This is a genomic window from Streptomyces cyslabdanicus, from assembly GCF_052663305.1.
On record NZ_JBQRUW010000034.1, the window covers coordinates 1 to 19,715 of the forward strand.

Below are 19,715 nucleotides of genomic sequence, written 5' to 3' on the forward strand. Positions count from 1 at the left end.
GTGGGGGGGGGGGGGAAGGGGGGGGGGGGGGGGGGGGGGGGGAGGGCACCCCCCCCCCCCCCCCCCCCCCCCCCCCGGCACCCGGCGGGCGTCAGGAGGACTTCGTCCAGTCCTTGCAGCCCGTGGTCTTGAAGTAGGCGTCACCGGCGGCGACCGTGACGACGGCGGTCCCGGTGACGTTGTCGTTGGCCGCGATGGACTCCAGGGAGTGCAGGGCGTCCTTGGTGCGTTCCCAGTAGCACCCGTCGTCCTTGTTGCCGGCGGACTTGTAGGTGCCGGGGGCGATGTCGACGCCGACCCGGAGCATCCCCGCGTCGCCGCCGATCTTCTGGGTGGCGGGCGCGCCGGACGGCTTCCCCCCGACGGTCTGCCAGCCCTCGCAGCCATTCGTCTTGAAGAGCTTGTCGCTGGCCTTGACGGTCACATAACTCGTGCCGGTGACATTGTCGTTGGCGAGGATCGACTCGAACTCGCCCGAGGCGTCCCTGGCGCGCTCCCAGTAGCAGCTGTCGGAGTTGCCGGCCGTCTTGTAGGTGCCGGGCTGGATGTCCTTGCCGACCACATAGCTGCCGTCGCCGTCGAATGCCGGGGCCTTGTCTTCCTTGTCCTTCGTGCCGGCCCCGCCCTTGTCGCCGGACCCCGATCCGGAGTGCTGTCCGGAGGACGCGGAGCCCTTGTCGGCCTTGTCGGTCGTGCCGTCGCCGCCCCCCGCGGTGGACACCGCCCCGATCACGACGACCCCGACCACCACGCCCAGCGCGATCTTGCCCTTCATGCCCATGACAGGCCCCTCCCCCCGCGATGCGCCGGTGTCCCGGCGGATCGCCCGTTCGATGGGTTAATAAGACCAGAGCTTGTGAACCGAGTCAACACGGTTCACGCTTCGAGTCATGTGCACGCGCGTGAAGGGGGAGCTATTGCATGCATCGGTATGCTCGATGCCACACGGAAGGTGCGGAGCGTGCGCGGGGAACCGGGACGACGCCGCACCCAAGGGCTGCACGGGGCAGAGGGGAGCCGGTGGGTGGAGGACAACGGGACAGAGGTGACCGCCGCCGGTATCGCCCGGCTCGCGGGGGTCGGCCGGGCCGCCGTCAGCAACTGGCGCCGCCGCCACCCCGACTTCCCCCGGCCGGTCGGCGGCACCGAGACCAGTCCCTCCTTCGCACTCACCGAGGTGGAGGACTGGCTGCGCCGCCAGGGCAAGCTCGCCGAGGTGCCGCTGCGGGAGCGGGTGTGGCAGCAGCTGGCCGGCCATCCGGAGGGACCCTTGACGGCACTCGTCCAGGCGGGCTGTGTCCTGGTACTCGTCCATGACCGGCCCGGGGCCTGGAAGGAGGCGAGCGACGGGTCCGACGCGCACCTCGCCGAACTGCTGCCCACTGCCCTCGAACAGGTGCTCACGGTCCGTTTCGGCGCGCCCGTCGTGCCCGTCCCGGACGCCGAACGGCTCCGGGCCTCGGCCCCGCTGCTGCGCGGCGTCGCCGAACTCGCCGCCGAACTGGGCGCCCCGGGGGCGTACGAGTTCCTCCTCGGCCGGCACCTCGACGCCAACCCCCGCCAGTACACGCTCACCCCGGGCGGCCCGGCGGCCCTGATGGCCGACCTCGCGGGACCCGCCCGCACCGTCCTCGACCCGGCCTGCGGCACCGGCGCCCTGCTGCGCGCCGTCGCCCCCGTACCCGACCAGCGGCTCCACGGCCAGGACAGCGACCCCGGACTGGCCGCCCTCACCGCGCTGCGCCTCGCCCTGCACACCGGGGCGGCCGTGCGCACCGCCGCCGGGGACAGCCTCCGGGCGGACGCGTTCGACACCCTCAGGGCCGATGTGGTGCTGTGCCACCCGCCGTTCAACGAACGCAACTGGGGCCATGACGAACTCGCCTACGACCCCCGCTGGGAGTACGGCTTCCCGGCCCGTACGGAATCCGAACTCGCCTGGGTGCAGCATGCGCTGGCCCGCCTCAGGGACGGCGGCACGGCCGTCCTGCTGATGCCGCCCGCCGCCGCCTCCCGGCGCTCCGGCCGCCGCATCCGGGCCGATCTGCTGCGCCGCGGCGCCCTGCGCGCCGTGATCGCCCTGCCGGCCGGCGCGGCGCCCCCGTACAACATCCCCCTGCACCTGTGGGTGCTGTGCCGCCCCGAACGGGCGCCCGCGCACCCGGAGCTGCTGGTCGCGGACGGCGGCGCGGCCGTCGCCGAGGCCCGCGGCGACTCGGACTGGGAGTCCGTGCGCACCGCGGTCCTCGACGCCTGGCGCCCGTTCGCGCGCGGCGGCAGCGCCCCGGAGGTGCCGGGCGTGAGCCGCTCCGTACCCGTCATCGAACTGCTCGACGACGATGTCGACCTGGCCCCCGCCCGTCATCTCCCGCCGCCCGCGGCGGGCGGCGGCGCCGAGGAGCTCACGGCCCTGAGCGCACGTCTCGGCGAGACCCTCCGCCGCACCGCCGAACTCTCCCCGCCCTTCCCCGCGCCCTCGTCCGGGTCCGACGGCGCCCCCCTCGGCACCGCCGAGCCGGCCCGCTGGTCACTCACCACCGTCGGCGAACTCGCCCGCGGGGGCGCCCTGGTGCTGCGTACCGGAGGAAACGGCCCGTCCGCGCGGGTGCTCACCGACCATGACGTCCTGGCCGGCTCCCCGCCGTCCGGGACGCTGCCCGCGGTCGGCGAGGAACCGGTTCTCGTCGAGGAGGGCGACGTCGTCGTGCCCGTCCTCGGCGGCGGCGCCGTCGCACGGGTGATCGACCGGGCGACCGCCGGAGCCGCCCTGGGGCGCAACCTCACCCTGCTGCGCCCCGACCCGGCCGCGCTCGACCCCTGGTTCCTCGCCGGCTTCCTGCACGGCACCGCCAACAACCGCCAGGCCAGCAGCTACGCCTCCACCGCGACCCGGCTCGACGTGCGCCGCCTCCAGCTGCCCCGGCTCCCCCTGGACCGGCAACGCCGCTACGGCGAACGCTTCCGGGCGCTCGCCTCGTTCGAGGAGGCGCTGCGCCTCGCCGGCCGCCTCGGGGAACAGCTCGTCCGCGGCCTGTACGACGGACTGACGGACGGCACGGTCGCACCGGACTGACAGACGGCACACTCACACCGGACTGAGCGCCCGGGCGCTGCCGCGCACCGCACCCGCGACAGCGCCCGCCCGCACCGTTCGGCCGGGGGACACAACGGTTCCGCACAACCCGTGACCGTGTGTCCGAGGAGGGCTATACGCTCGGACTTCGACCTTCGTCCGTCCTCACCACGGTCCAGGAGCAGCCATGTACGGCCACGGCGCGCAGCCGCCCACCCGCACTTCGGGCACGGTCATCTTCCTGCGCGTACTGTTCGCCGCCACCGGCATCCTCACCTGCGGACTGCTCGCCTGCCTTCCGCTGTTCCGGGTGGCCATGCTGCGCGGAAAGGCGAGGGACTGGGTACTGGCCTCGGTCAGCCTGCCGCTGTCCATCGTCTGTTTCGCCGTCGTCGGAGAGCTCCCGGAGGACGATCACCGGAGCGACATCGCGCTGTGCCTGCTCCTTCTCCTCGCCGTGTACAGCACCGTCTACTTCCTGGTCGTCGACATAGCCCACCACCGCACCGCGCCGCCCGTCGGTCCGATGCCGTCGCAGGCCACGACCTATGCACCGCCGGTCTGTCCGACGCCCACGCCGCCGCAGCCGGGCTACGGCTACCCGCCCGCGCAGCCCTACGCCGTCACCCAGTCCACGCCGGTGCCGCCGGCCCCGTACACGCCGGTCCCGCCGCCCCCGCAGCCGCAGCATCCCGCCCCCGCGCGCATCGACCAGGTCCGGGCCGAACTCGACGAGCTCAGCGACTACCTCCGCAAGCACGAGGACGGCCGGTGACCATGGCGACCGGACGCGTCGTAGCCGGACGCTACGAACTGTCCACGATCATCGGCCAGGGCGGCATGGGCCAGGTCTGGACGGGGTACGACCAGCGCCTGGACCGGCGGGTGGCGGTCAAGCTGCTGCGCCCGGACAAGGTGGCCGGCCAGGAGGCCGACGAACTGCGCCGCCGCTTCGTGCGGGAGTGCAGGGTGACAGCGCGGGTCGACCACCCCGGGCTGGTCACGGTGCACGACGCGGGCAGCGAGGGCGAGGAGCTGTTCCTCGTGATGCAGTACGTCGACGGGGCAGACCTCGCCGACCACCTCGCCGAGCACGACCCCTATCCCTGGCAGTGGTCGGTGGCCGTCGCCGCGCAGCTGTGCGCCGTGCTGTCGGCCGTGCACGCCGTGCCGATCGTGCACCGGGACCTCAAGCCCCGCAACGTGATGGTCAAACAGGACGGCACGGTCACCGTCCTCGACCTCGGTGTGGCCTCGGTGATGGACACGGACACGACCCGCCTCACCCACACCGGCTCCCCCATCGGCTCGCCCGCCTATATGGCGCCCGAGCAGGCGATGGGCGGAGCGGTCGGCCCGTACACCGACCTCTACGCCCTCGGCGTGCTGCTGCACGAACTCCTCAGCGGGCAGGTGCCCTTCACCGGAACCACCGCCCTCGGCGTGCTGCACCGCCACCTCTACGAGCCACCCGTCCCGGTACGCCAACTACGCCCCGAGGTGCCCGAGGCGCTCGAAACGCTCGTGCTGCGCCTGCTCGCCAAGGACCCGCAGCATCGTCCGGCCTCGGCCCAGGAGACCTACGAGCAGCTGCTCCCGCTCCTCCCTGGGCGCGGTACGCCCACGGGCGCCCCCCTCGACCCCACACGCCCCTTCCTCCGTCCGCACGCCCCGTGGCCGGACCGGGCCCGTGTCCCGGCCCCCCGGCCGCAGCCGGCCACGGCGGTCGGGAGACCCGATGTCGCGGGGGCCGTGGACGAGGTCAAGCGGCTGCTCGGGGAGGGCCGTGTCACGCAGGCGGTGGACGTCCTCGGCGCGATCCTCCCGGCCGCCGCCGCCCAGCACGGCGAGCACTCCCCGGTCGTACGCACGCTGCGCAAGCAGTATGCGGCCACGCTGATGGACGACGGCCAGTACCGGCTGGCCCTGCCCGAACTGCGGCGCCTGGCCGACGAACGGGCCGCCGAGGCCGGCCCCGCCGACCCGCAGTCCCTCCGGTTCCGCTACGACGCCGCGCAGTGCCTCGAACAGCTCGGCGAACCGGCCGCGGCGCTCACCGAGTACCGGGCCCTGCTGCCGTACTTCGAGAATCGGTTCGCGGAGAACCCGTACACGGCCGCCGACCCCGACCTGCCCTTCGAGCTCCGCCGCCGCATCGGGCATCTGCTCCTGGCCCTCGGCGACCGGGCGGCCGCCCACGACACCCTGCTGCGCCTGCTGCACGACGCGGAGCGCCGCCATGGCCCCGGACACCCGCTTCCGGGCGAGGTCCGGCGGACCCTGCAGTGGCTGGGGCAGGTGCACGGCTGACCGCGGGTTCACCCCGGGGCGCGGTGGCATGCGCCGCGGGTGGCGCCCTGGAGAGCGGCTACCACGCGCGTGTTTTTGCTGCGGCTTGAGTGATTCTTGTGGCCTGCGAGGCGAAAGCTTTTGTGATCAGAGAGGTTTCGTCGACTAGCGTGCCCCCACAGTGCGCACCAGCACGTACACGACAAAAGGGGTGGGGATGGCCGAGCACCGGCAGTCGAAGAAGCGCAGATATCTCACATGGGCGGCGGCCGGGGCCGTCGTCGTCGCCGGCGCCGGGATCGCGGCCCAGACGTCCATGGCGGCCACCACCGCCTGGCCCGCGCAGAAGACCTTCACCGGCCGCGCCTTCGACACCTGCACGGCGCCGTCGCTGAACGCCATGAAGGCCTGGCGCGCCGACAAGTACTACGGCGCCGCCGCCGTCTACATCGGCGGAAAGAACCGCGGCTGCGCCCAGCCCAACCTCACCGCCTCCTGGGTGAAGTCGGTCAGCTCCCAGGGCTGGAAGCTCGTCCCGTTGTACGTCGGCGCCCAGCCGCCCTGCCAGAAGAGCGCCAACCCGGAGAAGCTCACCGCCGCCACCGCCTCCTCCCTCGGCACCGCCGACGCCAAGGACGCGGTGGCCAAGGCCTCCGCGCTCGGCATGAAGGCCGGCAGCCCGGTCTACCTCGACATGGAGCCGTACGACATCACCGACAAGGCGTGCAACAACGCCGTGCTGGCCTACGTCCGCGCCTTCGGCAAGGAGCTGCGCGCCAAGACGTACCGGGCCGGCTTCTACGGCTTCACCAGCTCCAGCGCCAAGGCCGTCGCGACCGCGACGGACAGGACCGACCTGCCGGGCAACCTCTGGTACGCCCTGTGGGACGGCAAGGACACCACCACCACGGACTGGCCGTTCGGCAAGACCCAGTTCACCGACCACAGCCGCGCCCACCAGTACATGGTGAACAGCAAGGAGACCCGCGGCGGCTACACCCTCACCGTCGACCGCGACGCCTGGGACGCCCCGGTGGCGATCACCGGGTGACGTCCGCCAGGGCGGACGTGGAGTGACGGTGCCCGAAGTCGTGGTGAATCGTTGGTCGAATGGGTTGGCCAGAGCCCGGCCGCTGCCTACCATCGATCATCGCAAGACTTTGTGCACCGCCGCACAATCTCCACCCCGGGAGGTTTCCTTGCACCGCCGCCGTCGCACCGCGCTCGTCCTGTCCGCCGCACTCCTCGCGGCGGCACCCCTGCTCACCGCCTGTGGAAGCGACGCGCGTCCGGGCGCGGCGGCCGTGGTCGGCGGTCAGCGGATCACCGTCGGGCAGTTGCAGAGCCGGGTGAGCGAGGTGCGCGAGGCGCAGCGGGCCTCGGTGGCCGACGAGACGCAGTACCAGCAGGCCGTCGCCGCGACCGCCACCCTCACCCGGGACACGCTGCACCAGATGGTGCTCGACCGGGTGCTGGACCGCGCCGCCCGGAACGCCGGCCTCAGCGTCGACCGCAGTGAGATCCAGCAGCTGCGCGCCGGTCTCGAACAGCAGGCGGGCGGTGCCAAGGCGCTCGAGGACACCTGGCTTCAGCGGTACGGAGTGCCACCGCGGCGCCTCGACGACAACCTCCGCCTCCAGCTGGAGGCGCAGAAGCTCGCGGACCATCTGCACACCGACGCCGGCCAGCCGGCCTTCTGGAAGGCGCTGTCCGAGGCCTCCGCCGAACTCCACGTCGACCTCAACCCGCGCTACGGCAGTTGGGACGTCGAGAAGAGCACCCTCGTGGACGCCAAGACGCCCTGGCTGCGGGAAGTCCCGGCGGAGCAGGCGCAGCAGCCGGCCTGACCGGACCCGGGCGGCCGGACGGTCGGACGGTCGGATACCGGAAGGCCGGACGCCGGGCGGCCGGGCCTGTGGACAACCGGGCCGGGGGACCGGCCCCCGGCCTGTGGACAACCCGGGGTGACGTCGCCGGTGTGCGTTACGTTCGGACCGTGAACACCACCAGCGCGACCACCTCCGCAGCGGCCACGGGCCGGATCGTCCTGCTCACCACCAGCCACCGGGTCGCCCCCGGGCTGCTGTCCTGGCCCTCCTGGCAGGCGCTGCGGGCGGCCGACCGGGTGCTGTGCGCGGACGGCGCCCATCCGCAGCTGCCGTATCTGCGCGAGGCCGGCATAGCCGTGGACGAGGCGGCACCCACCGCCGAGGAACTGGTCGACGCGTGCGCCGGCGGGCGTACGGTCGTCGTCGTGGCCACCGGCGAGGGCGAGCCCGCCCTGACCGACGGACTGGCCCGCCTGGCCGGCTCCGGCCGTGTGAACATGCCGGAGCTGGAGCTGCTGCCCGCCTCCTACGACCTGCCCGGCGCCCGCCTGCTCGACCTCGTCCAGGTCATGGACCGCATCCGCGCCGAGTGCCCCTGGTCGTCCCGGCAGACCCACAAGGGCCTGGCCAAGTACGGCATCGAGGAGGCGTACGAACTGGTCGAGGCGATCGAGGACGGCGACCGCCAGGAACTGCGCGAGGAACTGGGCGACGTCCTGCTCCAGGTGGTCTTCCACTCCCGGATCGCCGAGGAGGACCCCGAGGAGCCGTTCTCCATCGACGACGTGGCCGGCACCATCGTCGCCAAGCTGATCCACCGCCACCCGCACGTCTTCGGCGACGAGACCGCCACCACCCCGGAAGAGGTCAAGGAGCACTGGCTGCGCACCAAGGCCGAGGAGAAGCAGCGCACCTCCGTGACCGAGGGCGTCCCCCTCGGCCAGCCCGGCCTCGCCCTCGCCGCCAAGCTGGCCTCCCGGGTCCGCACCGCGGGCCTGGAGGTCCCCCTCCCGCAGAGTGAGGGCTACGGGTACGAGCTGCTGGCCCTGGCCGCCCGCGCCGAGGCGGAGGGCGTCGATCCGGAGGCGGCGCTGCGCGCGGCGGCGCGCGCGTACCGGGACGCGATCGTCAGGACGGAGCGCGGCTGAAGGCCCGAGGGGCACCGGGCGGCATCGGCACGCGGCTCCACCGCGCGGACGGGCCGACGCTAGGGTCGGCCGTATGCACGACCAGCCACCCACCTTGTTCACCCGGGAGTTCGCGAGCGACCCCTACCCGGCCTACGCCTGGCTCCGTGAGCACGCCCCCGTGCACAGGACCCGTCTGCCCAGCGGAGTCGAGGCCTGGCTGGTCACCCGGTACGCGGACGCCCGGCAGGCCCTGGCCGACCAGCGGCTGAGCAAGAACCCGGCGCACCACGCCGGGTCCGCGCACGCCAAGGGCAAGACCGGCATCCCCGGCGAGCGCAAGGCCGAGCTGATGACTCACCTGCTGAACATCGACCCGCCGGACCACACCCGGCTGCGCCGACTGGTCAGCAAGGCGTTCACCCCGCGCCGCGTCGCCGAGTTCGCCCCGCGGGTGCAGGAGCTGGCCGACGGACTCATCGACGGGTTCGCCGGGCGTGGCACCGCCGACCTCATCCACGAGTTCGCCTTCCCCCTCCCCATCTACGCCATCTGCGACCTGCTGGGCGTCCCCCGCGAGGACCAGGACGACTTCCGGGACTGGGCGGCCATGATGATCCGACACGGCAAGGGCCCGCGCGGCGGGGTCGCCCGCTCGGTGAAGATGATGCGCGGCTATCTCGCGGACCTCATCCACCGCAAGCGCGAGGCGCTCCCGGCCGAGCCCGCCCTCGGCGAGGACCTCATCTCCGCTCTCATCCGCGCTTCCGACCACGGCGAGCACCTCACCGAGAACGAGGCCGCCGCCATGGCCTTCATCCTCCTGTTCGCCGGTTTCGAGACCACCGTCAACCTCATCGGCAACGGCACCTACGCCCTGCTCACCCATCCCGAGCAGCGGGACCTGCTCCAGCGGTCCCTCGCCGAGGGGGACGACGACCTGCTGGAGACGGGCGTGGAGGAACTCCTGCGCTACGACGGACCGGTGGAACTGGCCACCTGGCGCTACGCCACCGGGCCGCTCACCATCGGCGGGCAGGACATCGCCCCCGGCGATCCGGTCCTCGTCGTCCTCGCCGCCGCCGACCGGGACCCGGAGAGGTTCGCCGGACCCGACGTCCTGGATCTCGCGCGGCGTGACAATCAGCACGTCGGCTACGGACACGGCATCCACTACTGCCTCGGCGCACCGCTCGCCCGTCTGGAGGGCCAGACCGCGCTGGCCACCCTCCTCACCCGGCTCCCCGACCTTCAACTGGACACAGATCCAGCCGACTTGCGCTGGCGCGGTGGGCTCATCATGCGCGGACTGCGGACGCTGCCAGTGCGGTTCACCCCCGGTCGGTAAGTCGGAGGGAAGTCGGACAAGGCCGGAAAAGGCGCCTGCCGCCGCACCGCGCCTACCCACTGACGGCCACGAAGATGACACCCGCTCAACTGTGTGATCTTCACGTGATCTGTGCGGCATGAACTTGTGACAAGCGATCGTCAGCCGCTACTTTCACCCATCGGCGTGGCACCGAGCCCCGGTCGCCGCGCCGGTCAACGCTGTCGCACGAAAGGTCTCCGTATGCTCTCCGGGAACGGCCGTCACCGTCGGCCCCGTCAGGCTCCGGCCCTCCTCGTCGCCGCCGGAGTGACCGGATCCGCCATCGCCATCCCGCTGATCGGCGCCGGCGCCGCCAGCGCGGCCGACGGCGGCGCGTGGAACAAGGTGGCCAAGTGCGAAAGTGGCGGCGCCTGGAGCGCCAACACCGGCAACGGCTTCTACGGCGGCCTGCAACTGACGCAGGACGACTGGGAGAAGTACGGCGGCCTCGACTACGCTCCGAGTGCCGACCAGGCCAGCCGGTCCCAGCAGATAGCCGTGGCGGAGAAGCTGCTCGCCGACAAGGGCCCCGGTGTCTGGCCGACGTGCGGGCTGCTCTCCGGGCTCAGCAAGAAGTCCGGGGCGGCGAAGGTCGACACCGGCGTGGGTGATTCGTCTGGATCTTCCGACTCCTCCCGAAACTCCATCACGGACGACCTCGGTCTGACCGACTCGTCGCAGGCGTCGACCGGATCGACCGATTCCGTCGACTCGTCCGGCTCGCACGGCTCCTCGGACACCGATCCCGCATCGGTCGACCCCTCCGGCTCGCCGACCGCCTCCCCCGGCGCGTCCTCCCCTTCGCCGACTTCGCCCGCCAAGAAGGGCAAGCCGGGCAAGTCCGACACGTCCCCCGATGTCACGGCAAGCGGGTCCCAGTCGCCTGACGCCTCGCCCTCGTTCGCGCCGGAGACGGGCGAAACGGACAAGTCGTGGCAGGCCGGCGGCACTTCGGCCCTCGTCGACACGGGAGCGCTCGGTTCCGGACGGCATCGCGGCGGCAGTGCCGTCGAGGACTCGGCCGGCGGGCATGCCGTGGCGTCCTCCGGTCGCCACGCCGTCCGCGCCGACAGCTCCTACATCGTCCGCTCCGGCGACTCGCTCGAGTCCATCGCCGACTCCCTCGGCCTCCAGGGCGGATGGGACGCGCTGTATGCCGCGAACAAGAGGGCGATCGGCTCCGACCCGAACCACATCACTGCCGGTCAGACCCTGATTGTCCCTGCCGAAACGCCCCAAAACTAGCGGGAGTTCACGTCACACTTCGCACCGAATGTCCCATTCGACGAAAGTGTGGGATGAGTCTCAGAAGCCCTGATCGTCTTTGGAATTCGGCGGAGCGCATGCCTACGGTCGTGACCGCTCGTCACCGCGAGCCCCGGCTGCCGCAACGCCGAATCCTGCCAGCGGCCGCACGGGAACAGTCGTCGCGTCAAGCGCCGTGGGCAGGAGCGGGGGACCCAAGGTAAGTGCCGCGCCGGGCAGTTGACCGGAGCGGCTAGGGGTGGAGCCGTGCCTCACGCGAGAGGCACGGCCGGGCAACTCATCCGGCCCGAACCCGACAGCTCACCTCGCAGGCGTCGGTGAGGGGATCCTCCATGCTGTTCTCCAGCAAGGGCAAGCACCGCCATACGTCCAGGGCCACCCGTGTCATCGTGCTCGCCGGTGTCGCCGGCGCCGCCGTCGCCGCCCCGCTGATGGCGGTCGGCGAGGCCTCCGCCGCCACCGCCTCCGAGTGGGACGCGGTCGCCCAGTGCGAGTCCGGTGGCAACTGGTCCATCAACACCGGCAACGGCTTCTACGGCGGCCTCCAGTTCACCAACTCCACCTGGGCCGCGTACGGCGGTTCCGCCTACGCGTCGCGCGCCGACCTGGCCTCCAAGTCGCAGCAGATAGCCGTCGCCGAGAAGGTCCTCGCGGGCCAGGGCAAGGGTGCCTGGCCGGTCTGCGGCAAGGGCCTGTCCGGCGCCGCCTACACCGGCAGCGCCCCCGCGGCCCCGTCCTCCTCGTCGGCCTCGTCGTCCTCCTCGTCGTCGAACGGCGGCTCCACCGGGAGCGCCGGCGACCGCTCGACCGAGCAGCAGGCCGCCAACCGCTCCGCGACGCGTCCGGCCCCGACCAAGACCGTCACCACGCCCACCGGCAAGAAGGTCGAGAAGGGCGACGGCGAGTACAAGGTGGTCTCCGGCGACACCCTCAGCTCCATCGCCGCGACCCACCAGGTCCAGGGCGGTTGGCAGAAGCTGTTCGAGCTGAACAAGGACATCGTCGACAACGCCGACCTCATCTACCCGGGCCAGCAGCTCCACCTCAAGTAAGGGCCCGTTCCGCCCCCATGGGCTCCCCGCCCCGGCGTGTTCCCCCCTACGCGCCGGGGCGGGGTTTTTCGCCTCCCGGCCGGCGGGTCGTTCCCGAACCTTCCCCTCCCCTTTGTTCCGAGCGGGAACAATGGGTACCGTCACCCTGTCCAGGAGGCGGTCGGTCGGCCGGTCGCCGCCCCGGGACGGTTAGGCTCTAGTCGCAAGGCTCACGCCCCGCACTTCCAGCGTCACATCCCAGAAGGAGATGCTCGTGCCGTCCATCGACGTCGTCGTAGCCCGGGAAATCCTGGACTCCCGAGGCAACCCCACGGTCGAGGTCGAGGTCGGCCTCGACGATGGCAGCACCGGTCGTGCCGCCGTCCCCTCCGGCGCCTCCACCGGTGCCTTCGAGGCCATCGAGCTCCGTGACGGCGACCCCAATCGCTACCAGGGCAAGGGCGTCGAGAAGGCCGTCCTGGCCGTCATCGAGCAGATCGGCCCCGAGCTGGTCGGCTACGACGCCACCGAGCAGCGCCTGATCGACCAGGCCATGTTCGACCTGGACGCCACCGACAACAAGGGCTCGCTGGGCGCCAACGCCATCCTCGGCGTCTCCCTCGCCGTCGCCCACGCCGCCTCCGAGGCTTCGGACCTGCCGCTCTTCCGCTACCTGGGCGGTCCGAACGCGCACCTGCTGCCGGTGCCGATGATGAACATCCTGAACGGCGGCTCGCACGCCGACTCCAACGTGGACATCCAGGAGTTCATGATCGCCCCGATCGGCGCGGAGTCCTTCTCCGAGGCCCTGCGGTGGGGCACCGAGGTCTACCACACCCTGAAGAAGGTCCTGAAGAGCAAGGGCCTGTCCACCGGTCTCGGCGACGAGGGCGGCTTCGCCCCGAACCTCGGCTCCAACCGCGAGGCCCTCGACCTCATCCTCGAGGCGGTCAAGGAGGCCGGCTACGCCCCCGGCGAGCAGATCGCCCTCGCGCTCGACGTCGCCGCCTCCGAGTTCTACAAGGACGGCAAGTACCTCTTCGAGGGCAAGGAGCGCTCCGCCGCCGAGATGACGGAGTACTACGAGGAGCTCGTCGCGGCCTACCCGCTCGTCTCCATCGAGGACCCGCTGTTCGAGGACGACTGGGCCGGCTGGAAGGTCATCACGGACAAGCTCGGCGACAAGGTCCAGCTCGTCGGCGACGACCTCTTCGTCACCAACCCCGAGCGCCTCGCCCGCGGTATCGAGGAGGGCGCCGCCAACGCGCTGCTCGTGAAGGTGAACCAGATCGGTTCGCTCACCGAGACCCTGGACGCCGTCGAGCTGGCCCAGCGCAACGGCTTCAAGTGCATGATGTCCCACCGCTCCGGCGAGACCGAGGACGTCACGATCGCCGACCTGGCCGTCGCCACCAACTGCGGCCAGATCAAGACCGGCGCCCCGGCCCGCTCCGAGCGCGTCGCCAAGTACAACCAGCTGCTGCGCATCGAGGAGATCCTCGACGACGCCGCGGTGTACGCCGGCCGTTCGGCCTTCCCCAGGTTCCGCTCCGCGGACCAGTAGGCACAGCCGCTCCGCGGACCAGTAGGCACAGCAAGGGCTGAGCTGTTCCGGCGGCTGAGCCGCAAAGGGTAAGGCTTCGCCAGTCGCACGTACGTCCCCGTACCCGGTCCCGTACCGTGTCCGGGGACGTACGCACGTCTGTGCACGGGCACGAACGGGAGGCGCGGGACGATGGCGGTCAAGGACCGGGACCGGTTCTCCACCACGACCAGGCTCAGGCTGCTCGGTGAGCAGACCGCGGCCCGTGTCTACCGTTCGCAGACCCGGCGCCAGGCCCGCCGCTCCCGCCTCACCGGCCGCGCGGCGCTGCTCGCGCTGGTGCTGTGCTCGATGGTGGTCGCCCTGGCGTACCCGATGCGGCAGTACGTCTCCCAGCGCGCCGACATCGCCGATCTGCAACGGCAGAAGCGGCAGGCCCAGCAGCGGGTGGAACAACTGCGCGACCTCAAGGCACGCTGGCAGGACGACGCCTACGCCGAACAGCAGATCCGGCGGCGGCTGCACTACGTGAAGCCCGGCGAGACCGGCTACGTCGTGGTCGACCCGGGCCCGGCCGACCAGTCCCGCGCCGACCGGGGGTCGGCCCGCCGCCCCTGGTACGCCAACGTCTGGGACGGAGTCGACAAGTCCGACGCCTCCGACCAGTGAACCGACAGAGAGATGTACGCAAGGCATGGAAACCCCACCGCCGCCCACTGAGCGCACCGAGCCCACCGAGGCGGACGTCGAGGCCTTCAAGCAGCAGCTCGGGCGGCCGCCGCGCGGGCTGCGCGCGATCGCGCACCGCTGCCCCTGTGGGCAGCCCGACGTCGTGGAGACGGCCCCCCGGCTGCCCGACGGCACGCCCTTCCCCACGCTGTACTACCTGACGTGCCCGCGCGCCGCCTCGGCCATCGGCACGCTGGAGGCCGACGGCGTGATGAAGGAGATGACGGAGCGGCTGGCCACCGACCCGGAGCTGGCGGCCGCCTACCGGGCGGCGCACGAGGACTACGTCCGGCGCCGGGACGAGATCGAGGAGCTGACGGGCTTCCCCAGCGCGGGCGGCATGCCGGACCGGGTGAAGTGCCTGCACGTCCTGGTCGCCCACTCGCTGGCCGCCGGGCCGGGCGTGAACCCGCTCGGGGACGAGGCGATCGCGATGCTGCCCGAGTGGTGGCGCAAGGGCCCGTGCGTGACGCCCGCCGGTCCCGCCGACGCCGAGGAGGGCGGCGCATGACCCGGGTCGCGGCCGTCGACTGCGGCACGAACTCCATCCGCCTGCTGGTCGCGGACGCCGACCCGGCGACGGGCGAACTGCACGAGCTGGACCGGCGCATGACCATCGTGCGGCTCGGCCAGGGCGTGGACCGCACCGGACGGCTCGCCCCCGAGGCGCTGGAGCGGACCTTCGCGGCCTGCCGGGAGTACGCCGAGGCCATCAAGGAGCACGGCGCCGAGCGGTTGCGTTTCGTGGCCACCTCCGCCTCCCGGGACGCCGAGAACCGGGACGAGTTCGTGCGCGGGGTGCTGGACATCCTCGGCGTCGAGCCCGAGGTGATCTCCGGTGACCAGGAGGCGGAGTTCTCCTTCACGGGGGCGACGAAGGAGCTGGCGGGCCGTGCGGACCTCGCCCGGCCCTTCCTGGTGGTGGACATCGGCGGCGGCTCGACGGAGTTCGTCGTGGGCGACGACCACGTCCGCGCGGCGCGCTCGGTGGACGTGGGCTGCGTCCGCATGACGGAGCGTCACCTGGTGCGGGACGGGGTGGTCACGGACCCGCCGACCGAGGAGCAGATCGCCGCCGTACGGGCCGATGTCGAGGCCGCGCTCGACCTCGCCGAGGAGACGGTCCCGCTGCGTGAGGCGCGCACCCTGGTGGGCCTGGCCGGCTCGGTGACGACGGTGTCGGCGATCGCGCAGGACCTGGCCGCCTACGACTCGGCGGCCATCCACCACTCACGCGTCTCCCGCGACCGTGTCCGCGAGATCAGCGACCGCCTGCTGCGCTCCACGCACGCCGAGCGCGCGGCGATCCCGTCCATGCACCCGGGCCGTGTCGACGTCATCGGCGCGGGCGCCCTGGTCCTGCTGGCCGTCATGGAGCGCATCGGCGCACACGAGGTCGTCGTCAGCGAACACGACATCCTCGACGGGATCGGATGGTCTTTGGCCTGACCGCCTACAGGTTGCGGTACACGTCCCGGCGGTCGCCCACCTTGACGACGAGGATGACGAGTTCACCATCGTTGATCTGGTAGGCGACCCGGTAGCTCCCGACCCGGAGCCGGTAGAGCCCGGACGGGCCGGTGAGCTTCTTGACGTCGGCGTCCTCGCGGTACGGGTCGTCACCGAGCGCGGTCAGCGCGGTCAGGATGCGCATGGCGTCGGGCCGACTGATGACCCGGAGTTGCCGCTGCGCCGCCGTGGTGAACCGGAAGGCGTACTTCACGCCGCCTCGCCGTCCCGCTCGGTGAACAGGTCCGCCAGCAGTTCCGCCATCGTCACTGTGGGGCCGCCCTCGGCCAGGACCGCTTCGGCTTCGCGCGCCAGCATGACGTCGGCCGCTTCCTCCAGCGCTTCGAAGTCCGCGATCGGGACCACGGCTGCCACCGGAGCGCCGTTGCGCGTGATGACGGTCGGAACGCCTTGCTCGGCCCGGTTGATGTGGTCGGCGAGGTGCGCGCGGGCTTCCCGTACGGTCACGGTGTTCTCAGTCATGAGATCAGTGTACGCGCTCACGTGTACACGCGGCCCGGTTCGGGAGTCGCGTTCGTGAGTGATGCTCGACGGCATCGCGTGGTCGGTGGCGTAGGCCGCCTCCGCCGGGCCTACTGGCCGGTAGCCTACGGTTGAGCAGTCGGGATACCGTGTGAGCGTCACCGAGGGGCCCGTCGGTGACGCTCCGCCAGGAAAACTTCGTGAACTTCTTCACAAGGAATTCGGCCCTGTCAAGGGCCGAAAGGGCCTCCGGGGGCCCTTTCGGGGTCTCAGCAGGGGGAAAACCGTGCTCGGGTGAGCGCCAGGAAGGGGACTTGGAGGGGCCGCAGGGCCCCTTCGGCGGGGACCTTCTTCGGTCAGACGAGCAGCTCACGCGGCCTTGACAACGGTCCGAACCGGACGGCGGGCGACTGTCGCCGCCGGAACCCGCCGAACGGGGGCGCGGAGTTTAGCACAGGGCCTGCCCAACCTTGTGAAGGGGCGCACGAGCGACCCCCCTGGGGCAGGTGGATACTCGATGCCATGAGCACCACGGAGCGTCCCAGGATCCTCGTAGTAGGCGGTGGGTACGTAGGCCTGTACGCAGCTCGGCGCATCCTCAAGAAGATGCGCTACGGAGAGGCGACCGTCACGGTCGTCGACCCCCGTTCGTACATGACCTACCAGCCCTTCCTCCCCGAAGCCGCAGCCGGCAGCATCTCCCCCCGGCACGTCGTCGTCCCGCTGCGACGCGTGCTGCCCAAGGCGGAGGTCCTCACCGGCCGGGTCACCACCATCGACCAGGACCGCAAGGTCGCCACGGTCGCCCCGCTGGTCGGCGAGGCGTACGAGCTGCCCTTCGACTACCTGGTCATCGCGATGGGCGCGGTGTCCCGTACCTTCCCGATCCCGGGGCTCGCCGAGCAGGGCATCGGCATGAAGGGCATCGAGGAGTCCATCGGACTGCGCAACCACGTCCTGGAGCAGCTCGACAAGGCCGACTCCACCACCGACGAGGAGATCCGCCGCAAGGCGCTCACCTTCGTCTTCATCGGCGGTGGCTTCGCCGGCGCCGAGACCATCGGTGAGGTCGAGGACATGGCCCGCGACGCGGCCAAGTACTACAACAACGTGTCCCGCGAGGACATGCGCTTCATCCTCGTCGACGCCGCCGACAAGATCCTCCCCGAGGTCGGCCCGAAGCTCGGCCAGTACGGCCGGGAGCACCTCGAGGGCCGCGGTGTGGAGGTCTACCTCTCCACGTCCATGGACTCCTGCGTCGACGGCCACGTGGTGCTCAAGAACGGCCTCGAGGTCGACTCCAACACGATCGTGTGGACCGCGGGCGTCAAGCCCAACCCGGTGCTGTCCCGCTTCGGCCTGCCGCTCGGACCGCGCGGCCACGTCGACTGCGCGCCCACCCTCCAGGTGCAGGGCACGGACTACATCTGGGCCGCCGGTGACAACGCGCAGGTGCCCGACCTCGTCGGCCGCCGGGCGGGCAACGAGAACGCCTGGTGCCCGCCGAACGCCCAGCACGCGCTGCGCCAGGCCAAGGTCCTCGGCGACAACGTGATGTCCCAGATGCGGGGCTTCCCGCAGAAGGACTACGAGCACGCCAACAAGGGCGCGGTCGCGGGCCTCGGTCTGCACAAGGGCGTCGCGATGATCGTCATGGGCAAGATGAAGATCAAGCTCAAGGGACGTCTCGCCTGGTACATGCACCGTGGCTACCACGGTATGGCCATGCCGACCTGGAACCGCAAGATCCGCATCTTCGCCGACTGGACCCTCGGCATGTTCCTCAAGCGCGAGGTCGTCTCCCTCGGCGCCATGGAGAACCCCCGCGAGGAGTTCTACGAGGCGGCCAAGCCCGCGCCGGTGCCTGCCGCGAGCAAGACCGAGGAGAAGGCCAAGGCCTCCTGACCTCCCGGTCCGACGAACCAACCGAGGGACCTCCCGCCATCCGTGGTGCGGGAGGTCCTTCGGCGTTCCGGTGGGCGTGAGGCAGCGCCGTTGCGGTGGAACGGCGGAGTTTGCCCAGTCGTAACTCCGTTGCGGGACTGCGCCGGGCGCGTCCCGGTGTTTACGTGGTGGATGACATACCGGCGTTCGTCGTCATGGAGGTGTGCACCATGCCCGATGCCGCGCTGCGGCTCACACGACTCCTCGAACAGCTGCTGGAGACCCCACTTCCCGTACGCGTCCGCGCCTGGGACGGTTCCGAGGCGGGGCCACCGGACGCACCGAAGCTCGTCGTACGCAATCGCCGGGCCCTGCGGCGGCTGCTGTTCAAGCCGGGCGAACTGGGCCTGGCCCGTGCCTGGGTGGCCGGCGACCTGACCGTCGAGGGCGACCTCTACACCGTCCTGGACCTGCTCTCGGGCCTGATCTGGGAGCGCGGTGAGGACGCCCGCGGCCTCGGCCGGACGCTGCGCGACCCGGAGGCCCGCGGCGCCGTGCGCGGCCTGGTGAAGCTGGCCGGCCCGCCGCTGCCGCCCGCCCCGCCCCTCGAGGAGGTCCGCAGGCGCCGCGGCCCCCTGCACACCAGGCGCCGCGACAAGCACGCCATCAGCCACCACTACGACGTCGGCAACGACTTCTACGAGCTCGTCCTCGGCCCCTCGATGGTGTACTCCTGCGCGTACTGGCCGGCCCCCGAGTCCCGCGCCACCCTCGAACAGGCCCAGCACGACAAGCTCGAACTCGTCTCGCGCAAACTGGACCTGAAACCCGGTCAGCGCCTCCTGGACGTCGGCTGCGGCTGGGGATCCATGGCCATCCACGCGGCCCGCGAGCACGGTGCGGGCGTCGTCGGCGTCACCCTGTCCCAGGAGCAGGCGGCGTACGCCCGCAAGCGCGTCGCCGAGGAGGGGCTCACCGACCGGGTGGAGATCCGCGTCCAGGACTACCGGGACGTGGACGACGGCCCCTACGACGCGATCTCCTCCATCGGCATGGCCGAACACGTCGGCGCCGCCCCCTACCTGGAGTACGCGCGTGATCTGCGCGCCCTGCTGAAGCCCGGCGGGCGGCTGCTCAACCACCAGATCGGCCGCCGTCCGCAGCGGGACGAATCGACCTACCACGTGGACGAGTTCATCGACGCCTATGTGTTCCCGGACGGCGAACTCGCGCCCCTGGGCACCACCGTCACCCAGTTGGAGCGGGCCGGTTTCGAGGTGCGCGACGTGGAGGCGCTCCGCGAGCACTACGCGCTCACCCTGCGCCGCTGGGTGGCCAACCTGGAGGCGGACTGGAACCGGGCGGTCCGTCTCACCAGCCCCGGCCGCGCCCGCATCTGGCGCCTGTACATGGCGGCCTGCGCGCTCGCCTTCGAACGCAACCGCATCGGTGTCAACCAGGTGCTGGCCGTGCGGACCCCCGAATCCGGTGACTCGGGGATGCCGCTGCGGGCCCGCACCTGGGGTACGCCCGCTGCCTAGCGCTCCCCCTCCCAGCGCCGGGCGCCCGCTGCCCGGCGCACA

At 71.7% G+C, this 19,715-nt stretch carries 18 protein-coding genes and 1 riboswitch; of the genes, 15 read left to right on the forward strand and 3 right to left on the reverse strand.

What is annotated here, in order from left to right:
• Window positions 1-91: 91 nt before the first annotated feature.
• Window positions 92-781: an Rv1352/Rv1906c domain-containing protein gene (locus tag ACTYVM_RS20080; protein WP_445527227.1), complete on the reverse strand. Its 690-nt coding sequence runs from the start codon at window positions 779-781 to the stop codon at window positions 92-94.
• A 243-nt stretch (window positions 782-1,024) separates the two neighbouring features.
• Between ACTYVM_RS20080 and ACTYVM_RS20085 the strand changes: the two genes are divergently transcribed.
• From ACTYVM_RS20085 to ACTYVM_RS20145, 13 genes are all read left to right on the forward strand, one after another.
• Window positions 1,025-3,073, forward strand: a complete 2,049-nt coding sequence (locus ACTYVM_RS20085; protein WP_445527228.1) for an N-6 DNA methylase — start codon at window positions 1,025-1,027, stop codon at window positions 3,071-3,073.
• Window positions 3,074-3,260: 187 nt separating this feature from the next.
• Window positions 3,261-3,848 carry a hypothetical protein gene (locus ACTYVM_RS20090; protein ID WP_445527229.1) on the forward strand — a complete coding sequence of 196 codons (588 nt, stop codon included), beginning with the start codon at window positions 3,261-3,263 and terminating at the stop codon, window positions 3,846-3,848.
• Complete coding sequence (locus ACTYVM_RS20095; protein ID WP_445527230.1) at window positions 3,845-5,383, forward strand: serine/threonine-protein kinase; 1,539 nt, start codon at window positions 3,845-3,847, stop codon at window positions 5,381-5,383. Before ACTYVM_RS20090 ends, ACTYVM_RS20095 begins: the two co-directional genes overlap by 4 nt.
• A gap of 196 nt (window positions 5,384-5,579) precedes the next feature.
• On the forward strand, window positions 5,580-6,413 hold the full coding sequence (locus ACTYVM_RS20100) for a glycoside hydrolase domain-containing protein (RefSeq protein ID WP_445527231.1): 834 nt from the start codon (window positions 5,580-5,582) through the stop codon (window positions 6,411-6,413).
• 148 nt (window positions 6,414-6,561) lie between these two features.
• Window positions 6,562-7,209, forward strand: coding sequence for a SurA N-terminal domain-containing protein (locus ACTYVM_RS20105; RefSeq protein ID WP_445527232.1), 648 nt, complete (start codon window positions 6,562-6,564; stop codon window positions 7,207-7,209).
• Window positions 7,210-7,358: 149 nt separating this feature from the next.
• The gene (locus ACTYVM_RS20110) at window positions 7,359-8,339 is read left to right on the forward strand and encodes a nucleoside triphosphate pyrophosphohydrolase (protein WP_445527233.1); all 981 of its coding nucleotides are present in this window, start codon (window positions 7,359-7,361) and stop codon (window positions 8,337-8,339) included.
• Window positions 8,340-8,412: 73 nt separating this feature from the next.
• The gene (locus ACTYVM_RS20115) at window positions 8,413-9,666 is read left to right on the forward strand and encodes a cytochrome P450 family protein (protein WP_445527234.1); all 1,254 of its coding nucleotides are present in this window, start codon (window positions 8,413-8,415) and stop codon (window positions 9,664-9,666) included.
• A 222-nt stretch (window positions 9,667-9,888) separates the two neighbouring features.
• Complete coding sequence (locus ACTYVM_RS20120; RefSeq protein ID WP_445527235.1) at window positions 9,889-10,932, forward strand: transglycosylase family protein; 1,044 nt, start codon at window positions 9,889-9,891, stop codon at window positions 10,930-10,932.
• Window positions 10,933-11,114: 182 nt separating this feature from the next.
• Window positions 11,115-11,282, forward strand: a riboswitch (cyclic di-AMP (ydaO/yuaA leader).
• Window positions 11,283-11,285: 3 nt separating this feature from the next.
• Window positions 11,286-12,005 carry a transglycosylase family protein gene (locus ACTYVM_RS20125; protein ID WP_445527236.1) on the forward strand — a complete coding sequence of 240 codons (720 nt, stop codon included), beginning with the start codon at window positions 11,286-11,288 and terminating at the stop codon, window positions 12,003-12,005.
• 247 nt (window positions 12,006-12,252) lie between these two features.
• On the forward strand, window positions 12,253-13,548 hold the full coding sequence (gene eno, locus ACTYVM_RS20130) for a phosphopyruvate hydratase (RefSeq protein ID WP_400032216.1): 1,296 nt from the start codon (window positions 12,253-12,255) through the stop codon (window positions 13,546-13,548).
• Between the two features lie 171 nt (window positions 13,549-13,719).
• Window positions 13,720-14,196, forward strand: coding sequence for an FtsB family cell division protein (locus ACTYVM_RS20135; protein WP_445527237.1), 477 nt, complete (start codon window positions 13,720-13,722; stop codon window positions 14,194-14,196).
• A gap of 25 nt (window positions 14,197-14,221) precedes the next feature.
• On the forward strand, window positions 14,222-14,767 hold the full coding sequence (locus ACTYVM_RS20140) for a DUF501 domain-containing protein (RefSeq protein ID WP_445527238.1): 546 nt from the start codon (window positions 14,222-14,224) through the stop codon (window positions 14,765-14,767).
• On the forward strand, window positions 14,764-15,705 hold the full coding sequence (locus tag ACTYVM_RS20145) for a Ppx/GppA phosphatase family protein (protein ID WP_445527239.1): 942 nt from the start codon (window positions 14,764-14,766) through the stop codon (window positions 15,703-15,705). The genes ACTYVM_RS20140 and ACTYVM_RS20145 overlap by 4 nt, the downstream gene beginning before the upstream one ends.
• A gap of 4 nt (window positions 15,706-15,709) precedes the next feature.
• Here ACTYVM_RS20145 and ACTYVM_RS20150 read toward each other — a convergent pair whose 3' ends face one another.
• Together ACTYVM_RS20150 and ACTYVM_RS20155 are read right to left on the reverse strand one after the other, a co-directional pair.
• Complete coding sequence (locus ACTYVM_RS20150; RefSeq protein ID WP_445527240.1) at window positions 15,710-15,979, reverse strand: type II toxin-antitoxin system RelE family toxin; 270 nt, start codon at window positions 15,977-15,979, stop codon at window positions 15,710-15,712.
• Window positions 15,976-16,248, reverse strand: a complete 273-nt coding sequence (locus tag ACTYVM_RS20155) for a type II toxin-antitoxin system Phd/YefM family antitoxin (protein ID WP_445527241.1) — start codon at window positions 16,246-16,248, stop codon at window positions 15,976-15,978. The genes ACTYVM_RS20150 and ACTYVM_RS20155 overlap by 4 nt, the downstream gene beginning before the upstream one ends.
• A gap of 522 nt (window positions 16,249-16,770) precedes the next feature.
• On the opposite strand from ACTYVM_RS20155, the gene ACTYVM_RS20160 reads away from it, so the two are divergent.
• Window positions 16,771-18,153 (forward strand): NAD(P)/FAD-dependent oxidoreductase, encoded by a 1,383-nt coding sequence (locus ACTYVM_RS20160; RefSeq protein ID WP_445527242.1) that lies wholly within the window; start codon window positions 16,771-16,773, stop codon window positions 18,151-18,153.
• 209 nt (window positions 18,154-18,362) lie between these two features.
• The gene (locus ACTYVM_RS20165; RefSeq protein ID WP_445527299.1) at window positions 18,363-19,673 is read left to right on the forward strand and encodes a class I SAM-dependent methyltransferase; all 1,311 of its coding nucleotides are present in this window, start codon (window positions 18,363-18,365) and stop codon (window positions 19,671-19,673) included.
• Window positions 19,674-19,715 lie beyond the last annotated feature (42 nt).

What these genes read in the sequence shown, in the direction of transcription:
- ACTYVM_RS20080 (WP_445527227.1), bottom strand. Translation starts at nt 781, where the DNA reads ATGGGCATGAAGGGCAAGATCGCGCTGGGCGTGGTGGTCGGGGTCGTC.
- ACTYVM_RS20090 (WP_445527229.1), top strand. Translation starts at nt 3,261, where the DNA reads ATGTACGGCCACGGCGCGCAGCCGCCCACCCGCACTTCGGGCACGGTC.
- ACTYVM_RS20100 (WP_445527231.1), top strand. Translation starts at nt 5,580, where the DNA reads ATGGCCGAGCACCGGCAGTCGAAGAAGCGCAGATATCTCACATGGGCG.
- ACTYVM_RS20115 (WP_445527234.1), top strand. Translation starts at nt 8,413, where the DNA reads ATGCACGACCAGCCACCCACCTTGTTCACCCGGGAGTTCGCGAGCGAC.
- ACTYVM_RS20120 (WP_445527235.1), top strand. Translation starts at nt 9,889, where the DNA reads ATGCTCTCCGGGAACGGCCGTCACCGTCGGCCCCGTCAGGCTCCGGCC.
- ACTYVM_RS20125 (WP_445527236.1), top strand. Translation starts at nt 11,286, where the DNA reads ATGCTGTTCTCCAGCAAGGGCAAGCACCGCCATACGTCCAGGGCCACC.
- eno (WP_400032216.1), top strand. Translation starts at nt 12,253, where the DNA reads ATGCTCGTGCCGTCCATCGACGTCGTCGTAGCCCGGGAAATCCTGGAC.
- ACTYVM_RS20135 (WP_445527237.1), top strand. Translation starts at nt 13,720, where the DNA reads ATGGCGGTCAAGGACCGGGACCGGTTCTCCACCACGACCAGGCTCAGG.
- ACTYVM_RS20140 (WP_445527238.1), top strand. Translation starts at nt 14,222, where the DNA reads ATGGAAACCCCACCGCCGCCCACTGAGCGCACCGAGCCCACCGAGGCG.
- ACTYVM_RS20145 (WP_445527239.1), top strand. Translation starts at nt 14,764, where the DNA reads ATGACCCGGGTCGCGGCCGTCGACTGCGGCACGAACTCCATCCGCCTG.
- ACTYVM_RS20155 (WP_445527241.1), bottom strand. Translation starts at nt 16,248, where the DNA reads ATGACTGAGAACACCGTGACCGTACGGGAAGCCCGCGCGCACCTCGCC.
- ACTYVM_RS20160 (WP_445527242.1), top strand. Translation starts at nt 16,771, where the DNA reads ATGAGCACCACGGAGCGTCCCAGGATCCTCGTAGTAGGCGGTGGGTAC.
- ACTYVM_RS20165 (WP_445527299.1), top strand. Translation starts at nt 18,363, where the DNA reads ATGCCCGATGCCGCGCTGCGGCTCACACGACTCCTCGAACAGCTGCTG.